Source organism: Flammeovirga sp. SubArs3, from assembly GCF_947387565.1.
In the GTDB taxonomy this organism is placed as follows: Bacteria; Bacteroidota; Bacteroidia; order Cytophagales; family Flammeovirgaceae; genus Flammeovirga; species Flammeovirga agarivorans.
Genome location: NZ_CANDOA010000011.1, coordinates 149,699 through 165,734, shown reverse-complemented (window position 1 = coordinate 165,734; position 16,036 = coordinate 149,699). Strand labels below are relative to the sequence as shown.

The 16,036-nt window shown below is 33.3% G+C and carries 9 protein-coding genes; 2 read left to right on the top strand and 7 right to left on the bottom strand.

Annotated features, from left to right (window positions below; all coding sequences use genetic code 11):
• Window positions 1–523 precede the first annotated feature (523 nt).
• On the bottom strand, window positions 524–1,534 hold the full coding sequence (locus QL232_RS23565) for a LacI family DNA-binding transcriptional regulator (protein ID WP_281616023.1): 1,011 nt from the start codon (window positions 1,532–1,534) through the stop codon (window positions 524–526).
• Window positions 1,535–1,920: 386 nt separating this feature from the next.
• Between QL232_RS23565 and QL232_RS23560 the strand changes: the two genes are divergently transcribed.
• Window positions 1,921–2,712: a DUF481 domain-containing protein gene (locus QL232_RS23560; RefSeq protein ID WP_281616022.1), complete on the top strand. Its 792-nt coding sequence runs from the start codon at window positions 1,921–1,923 to the stop codon at window positions 2,710–2,712.
• A gap of 116 nt (window positions 2,713–2,828) precedes the next feature.
• Window positions 2,829–5,183, top strand: coding sequence for an arylsulfatase (locus QL232_RS23555; RefSeq protein ID WP_281616021.1), 2,355 nt, complete (start codon window positions 2,829–2,831; stop codon window positions 5,181–5,183).
• Window positions 5,184–5,246: 63 nt separating this feature from the next.
• Here QL232_RS23555 and QL232_RS23550 read toward each other — a convergent pair whose 3' ends face one another.
• The 6 genes from QL232_RS23550 to QL232_RS23525 all read right to left on the bottom strand — a co-directional run bounded on the left by QL232_RS23550 (window position 5,247) and on the right by QL232_RS23525 (window position 16,031).
• On the bottom strand, window positions 5,247–9,515 hold the full coding sequence (locus QL232_RS23550) for a caspase family protein (RefSeq protein ID WP_281616020.1): 4,269 nt from the start codon (window positions 9,513–9,515) through the stop codon (window positions 5,247–5,249).
• Between the two features lie 64 nt (window positions 9,516–9,579).
• Window positions 9,580–10,542: an AraC family transcriptional regulator gene (locus tag QL232_RS23545; RefSeq protein WP_281616019.1), complete on the bottom strand. Its 963-nt coding sequence runs from the start codon at window positions 10,540–10,542 to the stop codon at window positions 9,580–9,582.
• A 1-nt stretch (window position 10,543) separates the two neighbouring features.
• On the bottom strand, window positions 10,544–11,383 hold the full coding sequence (locus QL232_RS23540; protein ID WP_281616018.1) for a type II CAAX endopeptidase family protein: 840 nt from the start codon (window positions 11,381–11,383) through the stop codon (window positions 10,544–10,546).
• An 81-nt stretch (window positions 11,384–11,464) separates the two neighbouring features.
• The gene (locus tag QL232_RS23535) at window positions 11,465–13,300 is read right to left on the bottom strand and encodes a hypothetical protein (RefSeq protein ID WP_281616017.1); all 1,836 of its coding nucleotides are present in this window, start codon (window positions 13,298–13,300) and stop codon (window positions 11,465–11,467) included.
• Window positions 13,301–13,485: 185 nt separating this feature from the next.
• Window positions 13,486–14,334, bottom strand: a complete 849-nt coding sequence (locus QL232_RS23530; protein WP_281616016.1) for a DUF1735 domain-containing protein — start codon at window positions 14,332–14,334, stop codon at window positions 13,486–13,488.
• 14 nt (window positions 14,335–14,348) lie between these two features.
• Window positions 14,349–16,031: a RagB/SusD family nutrient uptake outer membrane protein gene (locus QL232_RS23525; protein ID WP_281616015.1), complete on the bottom strand. Its 1,683-nt coding sequence runs from the start codon at window positions 16,029–16,031 to the stop codon at window positions 14,349–14,351.
• Window positions 16,032–16,036: the final 5 nt, after the last annotated feature.

Below are 16,036 nucleotides of genomic sequence, written 5' to 3'. Positions count from 1 at the left end.
TCTAAAAGTAAAAGCCTCAATATGAGGCTCTACTAAGCTAAATAACTTTATTAGAATTAAGGATACAGCTAAATAGGTGTATCAATAACTCAGATAACTAAAATTATACTGTGTATTCAGAGTAAAGAAGTCATAACTAAGTATAACGGTCATTTATGTTTTATTTTAAGAGAAGATATCAGAGAGAGCCGATTTACTAATACAACTTAAATCCGTATGATTTGGATAGAAAAATGATTAAACTTTTATCAGATGAATAGATCCCTGAAATAGGAACAGACATACTACAACATTAAGAACTCACTTTCAAAGTGCAGTATGCTGTTCGCTACTTAGGTTATTAAGCAGTGTGACGATAAAATAAAATTTATCGATTTTGTCAGTTGAATATTTCTGAAATCTCCTCTTGTTAATCTCCGCTATTTTTGTTCATTTCAATTTTACTTATAGTACAAATGTAGAAGTAACACTAGGAAAGATCAATGCAATGGTTTGCACAACTTTTACCGTTTGAGAACCTGATTTAACAGCTTTCTCTCAGTACTAATGATGTTTTTGTTTTAATTGTCTGATACTCTATAGGTTTTTTGTTTTTCAGACATGAAATTTCATTTAATAATAGGTCTACCGCACTTTTACCCATATCCCCCGAAGATTGATCAACACTACTTAGTTTAGGAGTGGTATACTGACACATGGGAGCATCGGAGAAACCAATAACAGCTACTTCAGTAGGAACCGGTATATTCCGCTGTTGTGCAAATTCAAGGTATTCAAAAGCGTAATAATCATTGAAGCAGAAAACAGCATCATAATGATGTTCCAATGCTATTAATTTATCTTTTACCACCTTTTCTGATTTACACTGAATGATATAATTTTCTTGAATCGGTATTCCTTCACTTCTTAGGGCTTCTTCATACCCCTGCCTTCGGAAAAAAGCTGTTGATACTTCTTCTGGACCTTCTAGATGTATGATATTTTTTCTTCCAGAGACTATAAGATGCTTAACAGCATTAAACGCACCTATGTAGTCGTCGGATATCACAAAGTTGGCATCTACAGATTCTAATGCTCTATCTAAGAACAACATAGGAATTCCTTCATCATTAATATCATTGATAAAAGAGATGTTTTCATGATCAAAACTAAAGGCCGCAATTATTCCATCCACATGACTTTTTGCCAGTTCCCAACAGGCTTTTTTTTCTTGCTCAGCTGTTTTACCAGACCGGACAATAATCATTTTATAGCCTCTAACGAAAAGCTCTTCCTCTATACTTTCCAGTGTTTTAGAAAAAAAGACATCTCCGAAAGTGGGTATAAGGACACCGATGGTTTTTGTCTGTTTCTGTAGCAAACCTTTCGCAAAAGGATTCGGATGATACGATAGGTCTTTGGCCAAAGCCTTTACCTTCTTTTTTGTTTCTGTAGGAATTCTAGGGTGATCGTTTAAAGCCCTAGATATGGTTGATGTGCTCAAATTGAGCATAGACGCAAGGTCCGATAATTTAATTCGTTGGTTAGGTTTCATTTAGCTTAGTATAGAATCGATTGACAGAGTCTGATTTAATATTCGAAGTAAAGATACCAAATTCCGTTATTCCTCTATAATCCTCCTTCTTAATGATTTCCAATAAAAAAGAAACTTCTCCCTTTTAAGAAAAAGGAGAAGTCTATCAAATCTAATCTATTTATCAAGAATACTATCTTAGTATTGATATGATATTCAGTAATAAAAAATGGTAGTGGGTTAATAAATTATTTTATTCTCTCTCTATAAATTATGCTACAAATGTATGAGGTTAAAATTCAGTGGGCAATGCAATGGTTTGCACAAAAAATTCGGCTGTAAATAATGATTCCTTATATTTGTAGGAACTTTCACAAACTAAGATTACGACAATACTTCTTTTCAAAATGAAGAACTTTCTGTACATTTTTTTTACTGTTTCCCTATTTTTTATCCATATCACATCAAAAGCTCAGATTCTGAATGTTGAGAAGTCACGTTTAGATGTTGGTGATTCTTCTAGATGGGTTGGTAATATTAATGTCAACTTCGAACTGATCAATCAACAAATTGAGACTTATGGTGGAGGTATTAAAGGAAACTTTGCCCATGTCGGTCAAAAACATGATTTTATCGTTCTAGCTGATTTATCATTATTAAATTCAGAAGGTTTTGACCTTTTACAGAATGGTTTTATTCATATCAGATCAAAGTTTAGAAAACATAAGCGTCTATCATTTGAAGCTTTCACACAAGCACAGTATGACCAAGTAAAAGGTATGAATGAAAGACTGTTATTAGGAGGAAATGCCCGATGGAGATTCTTTAGAAAAGAACAGACGGTACTAATTTTTGGTGTAGGTACCTTTTATGAAATAGAAGATTGGCGATGGGAAGAAGTGACAGATACCGAGACGATCATAACAACTGCCAGTCCTAAATTATTCCGTTCTAATCTATATCTAAAGTACAGACTAGACTATAATGAAACAGTCTATTTAAACTTTATCGTTTACCATCAGAGTAGCTTTACTGATGCTCAGAATTACAGAATTAGTGGAGAAACGAATATCAACTTTAAGATATCTTCTTCTCTTACTTTTAATAATAAATTTACATTATGGTATGATAATCAACCCTATGTACCCATCGACCAACTCAATTATACTATGAAAAACGGTATCATTTATAAGTTTTAAGGTAAAAAAATACCAACTCATTATTTTGACTGTTTTATACCAATTGAATCTTGGAATATAACAGTAATTCACTTGTCTTGTAAGCTACATTTGTACTATCAACAAAAACAAAAAGTATGTTTACAAGAAGATTACGAAAAAGTATTAGTGCAATTGTATTAGCTGCTGCTTTGCCACTTACTTCAACAGCTCAGGAAGTAAAAGGACTTACAGTACATGAATCCAAAGATTCTGCACCAACACAATTAAACTTTAGAGAAAATAACTTAGGTGAAGCACCTAACATTGTTCTTATTTTATTAGATGATGTAGGTTATGCCCAAATGGGACATATGGGTGGACAGATTGAAACACCTGCTTTCGATGAAATTGCAGAAAACGGTTTAACCTATTCTCGCTTTCATACCACTGCTTTATGTTCGCCAACAAGAGCCTCTTTATTAACGGGTAGAAATCACCATAGAGCCGAAACAGGTGCTATTATGGAAATTGGTACCGGTAACGATGGCTATACCATGAAACTACCTAAAGAAGTTGGTTCTTTTGCCAGAGTTCTTCAACAGAAAGGATATTCTACCTCTTGGTATGGTAAAAACCATAATGTACCCGATTGGGAGGCTTCTTTTACTGGTCCTTTTGATCGTTGGCCCAATGATCTAGGTTTCGATTATTTTTATGGATTCTTAGGTGGTGACACCGACCAATTCCACCCTGCCTTAGTGGAAGATAGAAAAAGGATTGAAGCTCCTGAAACTAATGTTGACGGTTCTCCTTATCACTTAACCACTGATATGGCAGATAAGGCGATCAACTATATTCAATCGGTCAATGCGGTAGCTCCAGACAAACCATTTTTCGTTTACTTTTCACCTGGTGCAGTTCACGCTCCACACCAAGCACCTGCAGAATATATTGAAAAATATAAAGGTAAATTCGATGCCGGTTGGGATGTTTACAGAGAGCAAGCTTTTAACAATATGAAAGCAAAAGGTATTATTCCAGCAGATACTCAATTGACTCCACGTCCTGAATCGTTGCCTGCTTGGGACTCTTTAACCGACGAACAACGTATGGTTTATGCTCGAATGATGGAAGTTTTTGCTGGGTTCACTGAGCATACCGATACCCAAATCAAAAGGTTATACGATGCTGTAGAAGATATGGGCAAGATGGACAATACTATCTTTGTTTACATTGCTGGTGATAACGGTGCTTCTGCAGAAGGTGGCATTGAAGGGTTATTGAACGAGATGGCTTTTTTTAATGGTGTTCCCGAAAAATGGGAAGACAAAGTAGAGTCTGTAAAAAGTAATCGTTTGGGTTCTGAAGATTATTTTAATCATATGCCTGCTGCATGGGCTTGGGCAGTCAACTCACCTTATCAATGGACCAAACAAATTGCTTCTCACTTAGGTGGTGTCCGTAATGCTATGGCTATTTCTTATCCGAATGGAATTGACGAAAGAGGTGAAGTAAGAACGCAGTTTGCTCATGTTACTGATATTGCTCCTACTCTATTAGAAGTAGCTGGTATTGAAATGCCAAAAGAAATTGACGGTGCTCCACAAGAACCAATTGATGGTACATCTTTAGTGTATTCATTTAATGATGAAGATGCCGCTGAAACACATACCACTCAATATTTCGAAATCCTTGGCAACTTAGGTATTTACCATGATGGATGGTGGGCAGGTGCAATGCGTAACATCCCTTGGGAATCGAATTCAACAGGTCAAGTGAATATCACAGATATGGAATGGGAGTTATATGACCTTTCTAAAGATTTTTCACAATCCGAAAACATGGCTGAAAAAATGCCAGAAAAACTTGAGTACATGAAATACTTGTTCTTCGCAGAAGCAGCCAAAGGTAATGCCTTACCAATTGATGATAGAAGAACTGAGCGTTTCCGTTCATCATTTAGACCATCGCTAACAGCAGGGTTAAATGAGTTTAGATATCCAAATGGCTTACGTATTCCTGAAGGAGCTACTCCATTTACAAAATTCCAATCACATACTTTAGAAGCGAATTTAGATGGTTACAAAAAAGGAGATCAAGGTGTATTAATCACTCAAGGAGGTCGATTTGCAGGATTTGTATTAAGAGTAGATAAGTCAGGCTATGTATACTATGAGTATTGCAATAGTGTAGATAAATTCTCCATCAAATCTAAAGTAAAAGTACCTTCTGGTGTAACAAGTATAAAGGCGGAAATAGTAATGGATGAAAAGAAACCATATACTCCAGCTTCAATTAAATTGTTTGCAGATGGTAAAGAGATAGGAATGGGTAGAGTTGATAAAACTGTTCCTAACCTATATTCACTGGATGAAACATTAGATGTAGGTAAAGATTCTGGTACAGCAGTAACAGATAATTATAAAGTAAAAGGGTCACAGTATACAGGTATTCTGAACTATGTTCAGTTGAATATTATTGATAAGTACGGTAATACTTTAAGCAAATAAGTAGAACATATCAATTTATTAAAGGTTAAACTCGCAGTGGTATTCTATCGCTGTGAGTTTTTTTTATTTGAATAACACCTGTTCTCTCAATTTTAAAAGTCCTTTCTGAAATAATGGAACCTGATAATACCCTGATTTATTTTCTCCAACATTGATCTCTCCTTCTACTGTATTATCTGAGTAAATGAAAATTCTTAGTTGATGGTCTACAATTGCTGCAGATTCTACATTGTGATTTAATTTTAAATGAGATTGTTGTACTCCATTCTTATCAATCACATAGATATTGTTATCTACTACCCCTGTAAACAGTTCATGTTGGCTATTGTAGTTTAAAGTCGTAAATGCTACATTTTCATTGATATAACTCAGCTTTTGCTCTTTTGAATAGTCAAAAAAGAAAGATGATTTTTTATTTTGTAATACTATTAAATTATCACTCCTATATACTACCTTTAAAACATCTTCTTGATTATTTAATGGTAAGGTAATTTCTTTCAGGACAGAATCTTTAAAGATCCACTGATAGCCAAGAGAAGAGTTTTGGGAATTTCTTCGGTAATATTCCTTGACTAATTCCACCGTATTTCCCCTAACTTTCAATTTAAATTTATCGAGTTTGGTTAGACTAGTTTCTTGGTCGATCGGTAATAATTTCTGATTTTCAATATCTAATTCATAGAGGTAATGATTGGTTTTTAGTAAATATCTACTTCCATCATATATTAGATCTTGTAATGAAGGAGAATACTGTTTTGTTCTTCCCTTACTGTAATAATAGACTTCTTTCTCGGGTTGAATCAAGGCTACTTCTTCTAATGAGTTGATAGTATTCACCTGTATAAAATCTTGGTCAGTTTTATGAGCAATCAATTCATGATCAAAAATAATATTACTCGCAGAATAATTAACTTCCAATGTATTGAAATTAGTCAGGTTGATAAAGATAGATTTCTTACCACTTCTCCAACTTGTAAGGAACAAAATATTATTGGCTACATCATAATTGAATTTGAATTCATCTGGATGGTATTGATCCTTAAATGTATATATTTTCTGATCTGTATTGATGTTATGGATCTCAACTGTACTCTTTTGTAGCTGAGGTTTAGTAGAATTGAATAGAATAATTAGGCTATCGTTGATATGAATATAATGTTCAATGGGAGTATAAACATTAGTCTTTTTTCTATTATATGCTTTTACTTCATCTGAAAGAAGAATTGGAATATACTCTAAGTTGTTTTGTATAACATTAGACTTTTGAATGGGTACTTCTGAAACTCTAGAAAACTTTTCTTCAATACTATCCCGTTGAACAACATTCATAGCAAATTCGTCTTTATTACTTCCATAAAAAATCGAATCACTGATTGTATTGAGGAAAGCTGTTGATGGTGTACCTTCTAATGATAAAAACTGAATAGTCTGACTATCTTTAAAAAAGTTTTTCTTGATATAGGGCCCTTTTGATTGACCATCTTTATTCAACAGATAGATAAAATGAGAATTACTGTTCCAAGCATCTAACTGAAAAGAGGTTTCTATGTTTTTGGTTGTCAATAAAGAATCAGAATTGATGAGTTGAATGTTTGTGATATCTATCCAATGTTCACCACTCCATTGATAAATTTTTGTTGTATTCTGATCACTGTAAACAAAACTAGTTTCATCTAACTTATAGATATAATGTTCCATCTGATCAGTATACTCAGGTAAAGCAAACTGGTGGGTAATATCTCCCTCTTTATTGATTTCATAAAGTAAAGGTGACTGTTTTTCACTATCAAAAGCGGCAATTATACAGTGGTTTGATTTAATACTTTCGATGGCATTAACATACTCTGTGGGTATAAACACCTCCCCTTTTAATGTTTTAACTATGTGACCTTTATGATTAAAAATTCTCGGAGTTCGAGTGAGCATTTCAGAAGACTCTATACCTATATCACCATAAATAAGATAAGTATCTTCAGTCAGAAATTTCACTTCTCTTATAATTTGAGAACCATTTAAAATGGGGTCTGATTGGAACAAATATGCATCATAGATAAAATCATTATTTATTACTGAGAAATAGTAATTTTCGTAAGCAATTATCAGGTGCTTGTCATTAGGGCTTGCAAATAAATAAAGGGACTCATTTAGGGGAGTTTTGATTTGATGAAGTACCTCTCCTTGACTAGAAATCTGCTGTAGAAATCCTTTGGTTAATAGGAAGAACGACTTCTCATCTTTACCAGCCAACATTTTCACATAGTCTGTGCAACGAAAACGCTTTATTATTTTATTTGAATATAGGTTTGTGAGTGTTATATCATTCTCATGAGCAATAACAACAATACTATCCTCTAGTACTATATAGTCTTTTGGGTATTTATTTTCGGTAGTAATAATTATCCCTTTAGAATTGCTTTCTACCTTTTCTACTCCTGTCGTATCGTTTTTTAGGTGTTCTCTTACAAGTTCGTTAGATGAGTTGGTATAAAATATATCACACAACGTATCTGAATTGATAATTATATGAGCCTTCTTATCACTATTTTTCACTTCAAATAATTCTTGACCAAAATTGTTATAAATAGTTTGGTGAGACAAACGATAGTTTTGAAGTGTACTGTAATCGTTGTTTATTTGTTGTCCCTTTAAATTATAGCTTTTGAAATAAATGGGTGGGTCTGTTGGGTAAGTACTCAGGTCATCTTTATAGTATTCGAAAGTGATATGATTCTTATTAGTAAAATCAATGGAACGAAGAGCCGTTATATCACCTATCTGAATTTCGGTAACTAACTTCTTTCCTTTATAGAGTGTATAGTGATTTAAAGAAGAGGGAATCAGGACATATTCATTATCTTTTGCTACTTTAAAATTCAAATGAGAAGGTAAATTTATACTTGATTTCTGCTTCAACGGTATTGAATATTTCTCATTTAAATTTCCATCCAAAACAATAAAACTATTGCCTTTATGAATATAAATTTGGTTGTTTTGAAACGTAACCTGGAGTATTTTTTCCGTCTGTATATCAGTCCTTGATATAAGTAGATTTCCATCAAAATCAATAATCTGAATTTGTTGATTACTGATTAATACAATTTTTTGATTATCATAATCGACGTCAAATAATCTGATTGGTAAATCACTAATTACAGTAGACGACTCACTGACTAACCGTTCCTTTTTTAAGGGTAGCTTACTTAATACTTGCTCAAAATAAAGGGAATCATTTTCGAGCATCATTTTGTAATAAATATCCTGTACAACAGTATTACTTGAATCTAATTGGTATGCGTCATCTAGGTATTGAACGACCTTACAATAATTTTTATGGAAATAAGCTTCTCTGGCTTTCTGAACAAGTACCAAACTTCTTGATTCTCTCTCTTTCTTTTCTGCTTCTTGTTTAAGATTTTTCTCTTCCAGAATTTTATTTACTAGTGATGAATTGTCTTCACTTTTAATACCGCCTATGATAAATTCACTTCCGGGTTGGTTATCGCCGAAATATCCATAAAGTGATTCTGTGATATTTAGTTGTGCCTGCTGATGTAGCCAAGATAAAGTAATAGGGTGCCCTTTATTATCTCCATGTTCCAAAGCATCTAGTAACAGATAACAGAACGGTGAATGCTTTTCAGCGTATCCATCAGGAACGGGTTCTAATGCCCCTGAAGTCAAGAATAGTCTAGATTTTTTAGCTAGTTTTTGTCGGGCAAAATCTTGACTGCTTTTCCCTTGATATACTTGAGTATTACCAGACCGATAAGACCCCACCTTACTATTAAAAGTCCCTCCAAAACAAACATCCAATATTATACCGACATGTTTTGATGGTAAAGCATTTAAGATATTATTCAGTTGTTGATACCCAAGATAAGTACTTCTAGTTAAGTCCTCAGAAGGAATTTTTGAATCTTGAAACACCAAAAATCCATCATCATAAATTGTTTTATCATAATCTCCATGGCCAGCAATAAACAGAAGAAACCTATCATTACTTTTTAGCTTTTTATGGTAAGAGATTAATGCTTTGAAAACGTCATTCTTAGTTGGAGATAATAATAACTGGGTCGTAAAACCATACTTTACATTTAGAATCTCTTTGATACTTTCGGCATCATATTCGGCATTTTTTAAATCTCCCCAAACTGGTTTTCCTTTATACTCGTCTGTTCCGATTACCAAGGCATATTTTTTACTATCGATATCAACGGATTGTGAAGTCGATTTCAGTTTGATACCTCGATCAGGGATGGGCATTTCCTGAGCAAAAGTAAGTAGTGTAAAAAAGGTAAATATATAAGTTAAAGCGTAGTTTCGAAAGTCCATTCTCAGCGTTCATTTTGGAACTTTAAATGTATAAAAACTAATCGTCACTTAAAATAGTTACTTGTTAACTCATTAGTTTATCTTCCGATGGTCGAACTCCAAATTGCTTTTTATACACTTTACTGAAATGAGAAAGGTCTGAAAAACCTAACTCTAGTGCAATTTGTGTAAGGTCTTTGGTGTTTTGTTTCACCATCTTTCTCCCTTCTGTGATTCTTTGTGTGTTAAAAAACTGAAGGATTGGTTTCTGGAAAACTTTTTTGAATGTCCGCTGTAATTTCGATTCGCTAATACCAAACTTCTTACATAACTGATCCAAATTAGGTTGATGACTGTAATCCTTAAGAATTTCATCCTTTACCTCAATCATTAACTTCAGATCATCAGAATGTATATTGTAGACGATGTTTTTAAACTGATTTTTATCCCCATGTAATCTTAATTGAGTAATCAGTTCTATGGACTTCGATAGGAAAATAGCTCTACGGATACTCTTATCTTCTAAACATAAATAGATGTCTTTTAATAAAGTTTCAATCTGTGGAAGAATAGGGCTGTAGTAAAACCAAGGTTCATCATTAGAGATCAACTTATATAATTTGGATTGAGAATCTTCCGAAAAGAGGTCATAAAAAGCCAAAGGAAAACGGATAAATAACCATCTCATATTGGTATGTGCAGGGTAACTTATTTCGAATTCCTGGAGATTATTATAGATATAAATACTATCTCTTAGTAAAGCCGTTTTGTTGTCAAAATTACCTGCTTGACCAATTCTGATACTGACATATTTATGATCATGCAGTGGTTTATTTTTAAATGTAAGGTCTTTATTAAGGTTTATGTCCGTTACGCCAATAAACAAGGCATCCATGTACTTATATAGAATAGAATGGATTTCTCCTATCTCTTCATTTTTCAGATGGAATTCATCATTTATTCTCTCTCCTCCCACTTCTTCTCCAAATCGATCGAAGAAATTAAAGGGGTTATATTCATCACCTAAAAAAGAATCATCCTTTAACATATTATTCTGTAATGCTTATTTTATTTTTGTTTTCTTCTACGGCTTCATTTTGACCATTTAATTTCAAAATAATAAGTTTATTAAAAAATAATGCACTTAAAGAGAAAATGACGACGGTTGAGATCGTTCTTACCATCATAATAGGGTCTTCAAAATCAAATTCATTGGTCTGTGGAGCTCCATTTAGATTTAATAATTGTATAAACGTTATTCCATTCTGAAATATATGGAGGATTATTGTATAAGCAAGATTCCTTGTTTTATAATAGATCCAACCCCAAAAAAGCCCATAAACAGCCGTAAATATAAATTGAACAACTGAACCATTAATAATATGACAAAGACCAAAAGCTAACCCTGAAACTGAAATAGCTATCCATGGAGAATAATTTTTTAATAGGCCTCTTTGAATAATTCCTCGAAATATGACTTCCTCCAAAAAAGGGGCAATGAATACTACAATTGCTGCTTTTAGTGGAACATTGGTTTCTAAAGGTACTGCGGGTATCGCTTCATTAAACCAAGGAATCAATGTAAGTGGACCAATAGCTATTATTATACAGAAGTGTGCACATATAGAAAAAAGTACGATCATTGCATTAACTTTACTTAACTCAAGCTTTGTATTGCTATTTCTATACTGCTGATATCGATAAACAAGATAAGTGATCAAAGAGAGAAGAAGGATATTCTTCATCGTCAAAATTAAAAATTCAGGAACATCACTTGATTTAAGAAAATCACCCAATTGTTTACTCAGATATACTTCACCTAAAAGGGTAATAGTGAACAATAGAGTTTCCCATATATTGGGAAAGAAAGTCTTTTTCAATAGTTGCATTACTTAATTAGAAGTTAGTTTTTACGGTTTTAATTACCTAACAAATCTAGTAATATTTCTATTGAAACCAACTTTCTCTTGCTACTTTAATTCTCCTTGATGTGACTCTGGTAAGAGGTTATAATCGAGAAATAATAGTTCTTTTTCATCCTCAGTAACAATACCTTTCCCTCGTTTTTGATCATTTTCCATTTCTAAGAATACATCATAATTAAACTTTGTCAGAGGTCCTCTTATCGCATTATAGTATTCTTTCTCATACTTTTCTCTATTACTCTTATAGGTACTTGAATTGATATCATGTTGTAATAGATTCTTACGTTTTTGGACTGTGTATGTAAATAAAGCATCGTACCACATCGCCGTTTCCTCACTGCTTAATAAGAATCTACTTTTTTGGTTTTGAATATAATTATTGATAATTGACTGGGTATATTCCTTCCATAATTTTTCATCGGCTGTCGAAGATGAAAAATAGATCGTATCTGAAAACTTTCTTTTGGGAATTTGTACTAGTTTTTGTTCGAAAACTTTAGTCGCACCTCTTCTAACAGAGTATTTTTTTGCTTTTGCTATATCTGATGGATAATCAATTACAGTTAACCCTGATTGCAATACTTGATAAAATTGACCATTGATATATAAATCAGCCGGTGAATTAAGCAATGTCACCAACTCAAAAGCAATCTTATCTGCGACCTCATCTTCTGTTCCTAAATTATATGTTGACGTAGTAGAGTATTGATTGATATGGCATTGTTCTGTTACTTTTGAGAGTTCGTTTCTCCAATCAGAAAGTTTGAATTTTAGAATTTCGCTCAAAGAAAACTGTAGATGCATTTCTGGAGCTATGTGTGATCCTTCATCATAATTATTCCATGATGTTAAGTCGATAAAGTCTGCATCTCTTCTGATTGCTTGATCTAATGTTTTCACAAAATTCTTACTAAAGTCTTTAGGGTTTGGATTGAGATAAACATCATTTGGATCAAGCTCTTCTTTGTATGCTTTGCCAACATATTTATTATTCGATTTCCATTTTAATCTATTATTGTGAACTTGGTTGTACACTGGTTGAATAAAAGGAATCATCTTGCGTTCACAGAAAACTGAAATATTATCCATCTCTTTTTCTCTGAACTGTTTTAAAGGAGGGTAATACATCAGTGAAAAGTAATTCGATACTTTCTTCGCATAGTTTAAATCTTTGATATAATTATTGTAATACACAATACTACAAGAAGCATTCACTTTAGAAAGTACTTTATTATATTCCAAAGAAATATCTTCCAATAAACCTTTTATTTCTTTAGCATTCTGTTGATGTTTTTTAGTGTAGAAATACTCTTCTATATATTCTGGATTTCTGACAAAAAGCATAATATTACCTTCCTTATCCCTTAACCATGAAGTTGAGTTTTGTCTGCCTTCAAAGATTTTCCCCAATCGGTCCGTCAACATCTTTTGATAAAATTGATGACTGATCTGTTTGTTATTATTCCTCAGAATCACTTCGATTGAAAACTGAAAATCAAGACCTTTTTCCTGTGCTGTAGTAAAGTATTGGTTGAGTACTTCTAAAAAGGCTTCATCATAACTAGGATTAGCCATGATATAGTAGGGAAATCGAAATGCATTAATCCCCATTTTACTTGCAGATTCCATCTCGAACAATACCGCATCTTGTAAATTTAATGGATAAGATACTTGAGAAATTAGTGGTACAAAAGTCCTTAGTTTACCTGCATTTAACTGATTGACTTTATAGTCATTAGATAGACAGTTCATGCTTTTTAGATAAGCACTATTCTGACTATAATTATTAAATGGATTACATTCAGCAATGACTATTTTTTTCGTCTGTCCAAGAAGTAAATAAGTATTCAGTAATAGTAAAGTTAATAGTTGTAATTTCATCTCTAAATCAGTTATTTAATATCATTCATACGGTAAAATTAGGTTTTAGATCAAAGAAAAAATGAGAGAAATATTAAAATTATAGGGGGATATATCTACTATTTGGGATTCATTGTGGCATAAAAAAAGCTGCTCCAAAAAAGAATTGAAACAGCTCCTATTATATTAAAAGAGTATAAGTATTTCTACCAAGTTTCGAACACTATATTTCTATCCGCAAAGATTAAAGTGTCTGTCGATTCATAGACCAAAGTGTCTCTTTGAAAAGAATACGATAAATAAATTTCCTTCTTGTCATTGGACAATGAGGCACTTTTAGATATAAAGTTCTCTTCGTCGGTTGCTGTAACAAAAAGTGAATGGTCATCATTTAAGTCAATCTGTAAGCTTCCTTCCAAATAGCCAATACCATTACTTTCTACTTTTGTTGATGTAAGGGAATTCAATACCCAAGTATGGTTTTTCTCCAATGTGGAATGAGTATATGTTCTTACCCAAGTGGAATCGGAATTTAGGTTTAAACCTTTTGTTATTCCTTTATGGTACCAAGTTCCATCAAGATTTGCGATATACTTGATGGCTATAATAGTACTATTCTTTGTTTCATGAATTTTGTCTAAAGAAGTAGATGTAATTGTTACTGGCAATGCATATTCTGTAACTGGTTCATCCAAAGCGGTCAGTTGTTCCATATTAAAAGAAACTGTGATATCTCCTTGCATTTCACCTTTAGGTATAATAATCTCATGGTCATTCTCAAGAGTATATACTTCACTTGGTAAAATTTTATAGGGTGTCCCTGCCAATAACTCAGGTGTTATTTCAAAATGTGCCCATTCATCTACTTTATTTTCTCTCTTGCCACCCATGGCAACCCCTAGCTTGATGGCCTCATATTCATCAACGATTAATGTACGAATAGGCGTTTGGAAAGAGAAATACACTGTTGTGTAATCATAGTCATTTATGTATTCTTCATACTTACAGCTCGTCACTGTAAGAAGTACTAATACGATTAAAATATATTTTTTCATTTCTGTTATATTATTTACCAACCATCATTTTGTCTTAAGCCTAAAGTCACCTGTTTTAAGGGAATAGGACCAAATCTCATATGTTCTGAATAGTTTCTTTGTTCAACCATTGGGTAATCATATTGGAATTCATCCTCACCCATTTTTGTAATTCTTACTCCTGATATGGTTGTACTCAGAGGATCGTTCCATCTTCGAATATCCCAGAATCTATGTCCTTCAAAACAAAGTTCTATTCTTCTTTCTCTATGAATCAATTTTCTAAATTCACTTTGTCCCATTGCAGCTACCTCATCGACGTACTCTGTGCTTTTAATTCCTGCCCTTCTTCTTACTTCAATGATTGCTTCTTTTGCACTCATCGATAGTCCTCCAAAAGATACTTTGACATCGGGGCCAACCCATTCATTTATACTCTCAGCAAGGTTTAGAAAAACTTCTCCATACCTGAAAAGTCCATAATAATGTAAACCAATACTAGAATCCACTTCATCTGTTCCAGCTCTGGAAGTCATCCATTTCCTTAAATAATACCCTGTTCTAGTCGTAAATATATGTTCACCTTCTGCGTCAAAAGCACCAATATAAGTTTCGATAGTACCTCTGAAATTTGATCCATTGTATGCGATTGTTCCATTGAAACGGTTCGACCTGTTCTTGTATGGGTTGTCTGGGTCATAATTACTTAATGGATGATCGATCGGGTAACCATCACTTCCAAAAAATATATTGACAAGGTTTTGTGATGGAGATGTTCGACCTTCTCCATTTAAAGATGGAGGATAGTTTTGTTTAAAGAAGTTATTATTACGATCAAACTTTCTCATAATGATTTCATTATGATTTTGTGAGTTGTAATAAGAATCCAAGTTACTCCAATTTATTTTTGGTAGTGATGTTCTTGTTTTACTTAATAGCTCTAAAGAAACCCTAGCCACTTCACTCCAATCTGATTTTGAAAAGGCAGGGCTTGCTGCATACAATAACACTCTTGATTTTAATGCCATTGCTGCAATTGCGTTTGCTCTACCCACATGAGTATCACCAACGACATGATCATTACCATCATAATCTTCAGGAAGTTTTTCGATGGCAATATTACAGTCCTCTAGGATAAATTCCAAGACTTCTTCATAGGTAGATCTTTTGATTTTATTGGCCTTATCAATATTCCCTTCTAAAGGAAAACGGTATAAGGGAACTCCCATCATTTCTCCATCAACTATACCTGCATACGACTGTAGTAATTTAAAATAATACCATGCTCTTAGGAAATGAGCCTCACCTGTCAACCTCTTTTTGATTTGCTCATTTAAATGACCATCAGATAGGTAATAATTGGCTTGGTCACCATATTTTAACCAAAGATTGATGTATTCGACTTGCATGTACCAATTTTCCCATTGTCCCAGGTTATTGTTGTCACTTCTCCAACCTCCATTGGCATTCTGATAAATCAGACTACCATAGTCGTTAGTGACAGCATTATCCGTTGCACAATCCATAAAGGTTCCATTTTCTACACTGTAGTTATCTGGAATTGCTTCATAGGCATTTAACAACACACCTTCAGCGTATACCGGGTTGGTCCAAACGTTTTCATCAGAAACAGAACCATCAAAGTTTGTTTCCAAATAGTTACTGCATGAACCCAGCATGAGGCTAACAATTATCCAATATATATTCTTTTTCATCATACTAA

What these genes read in the sequence shown, in the direction of transcription:
- QL232_RS23555 (WP_281616021.1), top strand. Translation starts at nt 2,829, where the DNA reads ATGTTTACAAGAAGATTACGAAAAAGTATTAGTGCAATTGTATTAGCT.
- QL232_RS23525 (WP_281616015.1), bottom strand. Translation starts at nt 16,031, where the DNA reads ATGATGAAAAAGAATATATATTGGATAATTGTTAGCCTCATGCTGGGT.
- QL232_RS23530 (WP_281616016.1), bottom strand. Translation starts at nt 14,334, where the DNA reads ATGAAAAAATATATTTTAATCGTATTAGTACTTCTTACAGTGACGAGC.
- QL232_RS23550 (WP_281616020.1), bottom strand. Translation starts at nt 9,515, where the DNA reads ATGGACTTTCGAAACTACGCTTTAACTTATATATTTACCTTTTTTACA.
- QL232_RS23565 (WP_281616023.1), bottom strand. Translation starts at nt 1,534, where the DNA reads ATGAAACCTAACCAACGAATTAAATTATCGGACCTTGCGTCTATGCTC.
- QL232_RS23540 (WP_281616018.1), bottom strand. Translation starts at nt 11,383, where the DNA reads ATGCAACTATTGAAAAAGACTTTCTTTCCCAATATATGGGAAACTCTA.
- QL232_RS23535 (WP_281616017.1), bottom strand. Translation starts at nt 13,300, where the DNA reads ATGAAATTACAACTATTAACTTTACTATTACTGAATACTTATTTACTT.
- QL232_RS23545 (WP_281616019.1), bottom strand. Translation starts at nt 10,542, where the DNA reads ATGTTAAAGGATGATTCTTTTTTAGGTGATGAATATAACCCCTTTAAT.
- QL232_RS23560 (WP_281616022.1), top strand. Translation starts at nt 1,921, where the DNA reads ATGAAGAACTTTCTGTACATTTTTTTTACTGTTTCCCTATTTTTTATC.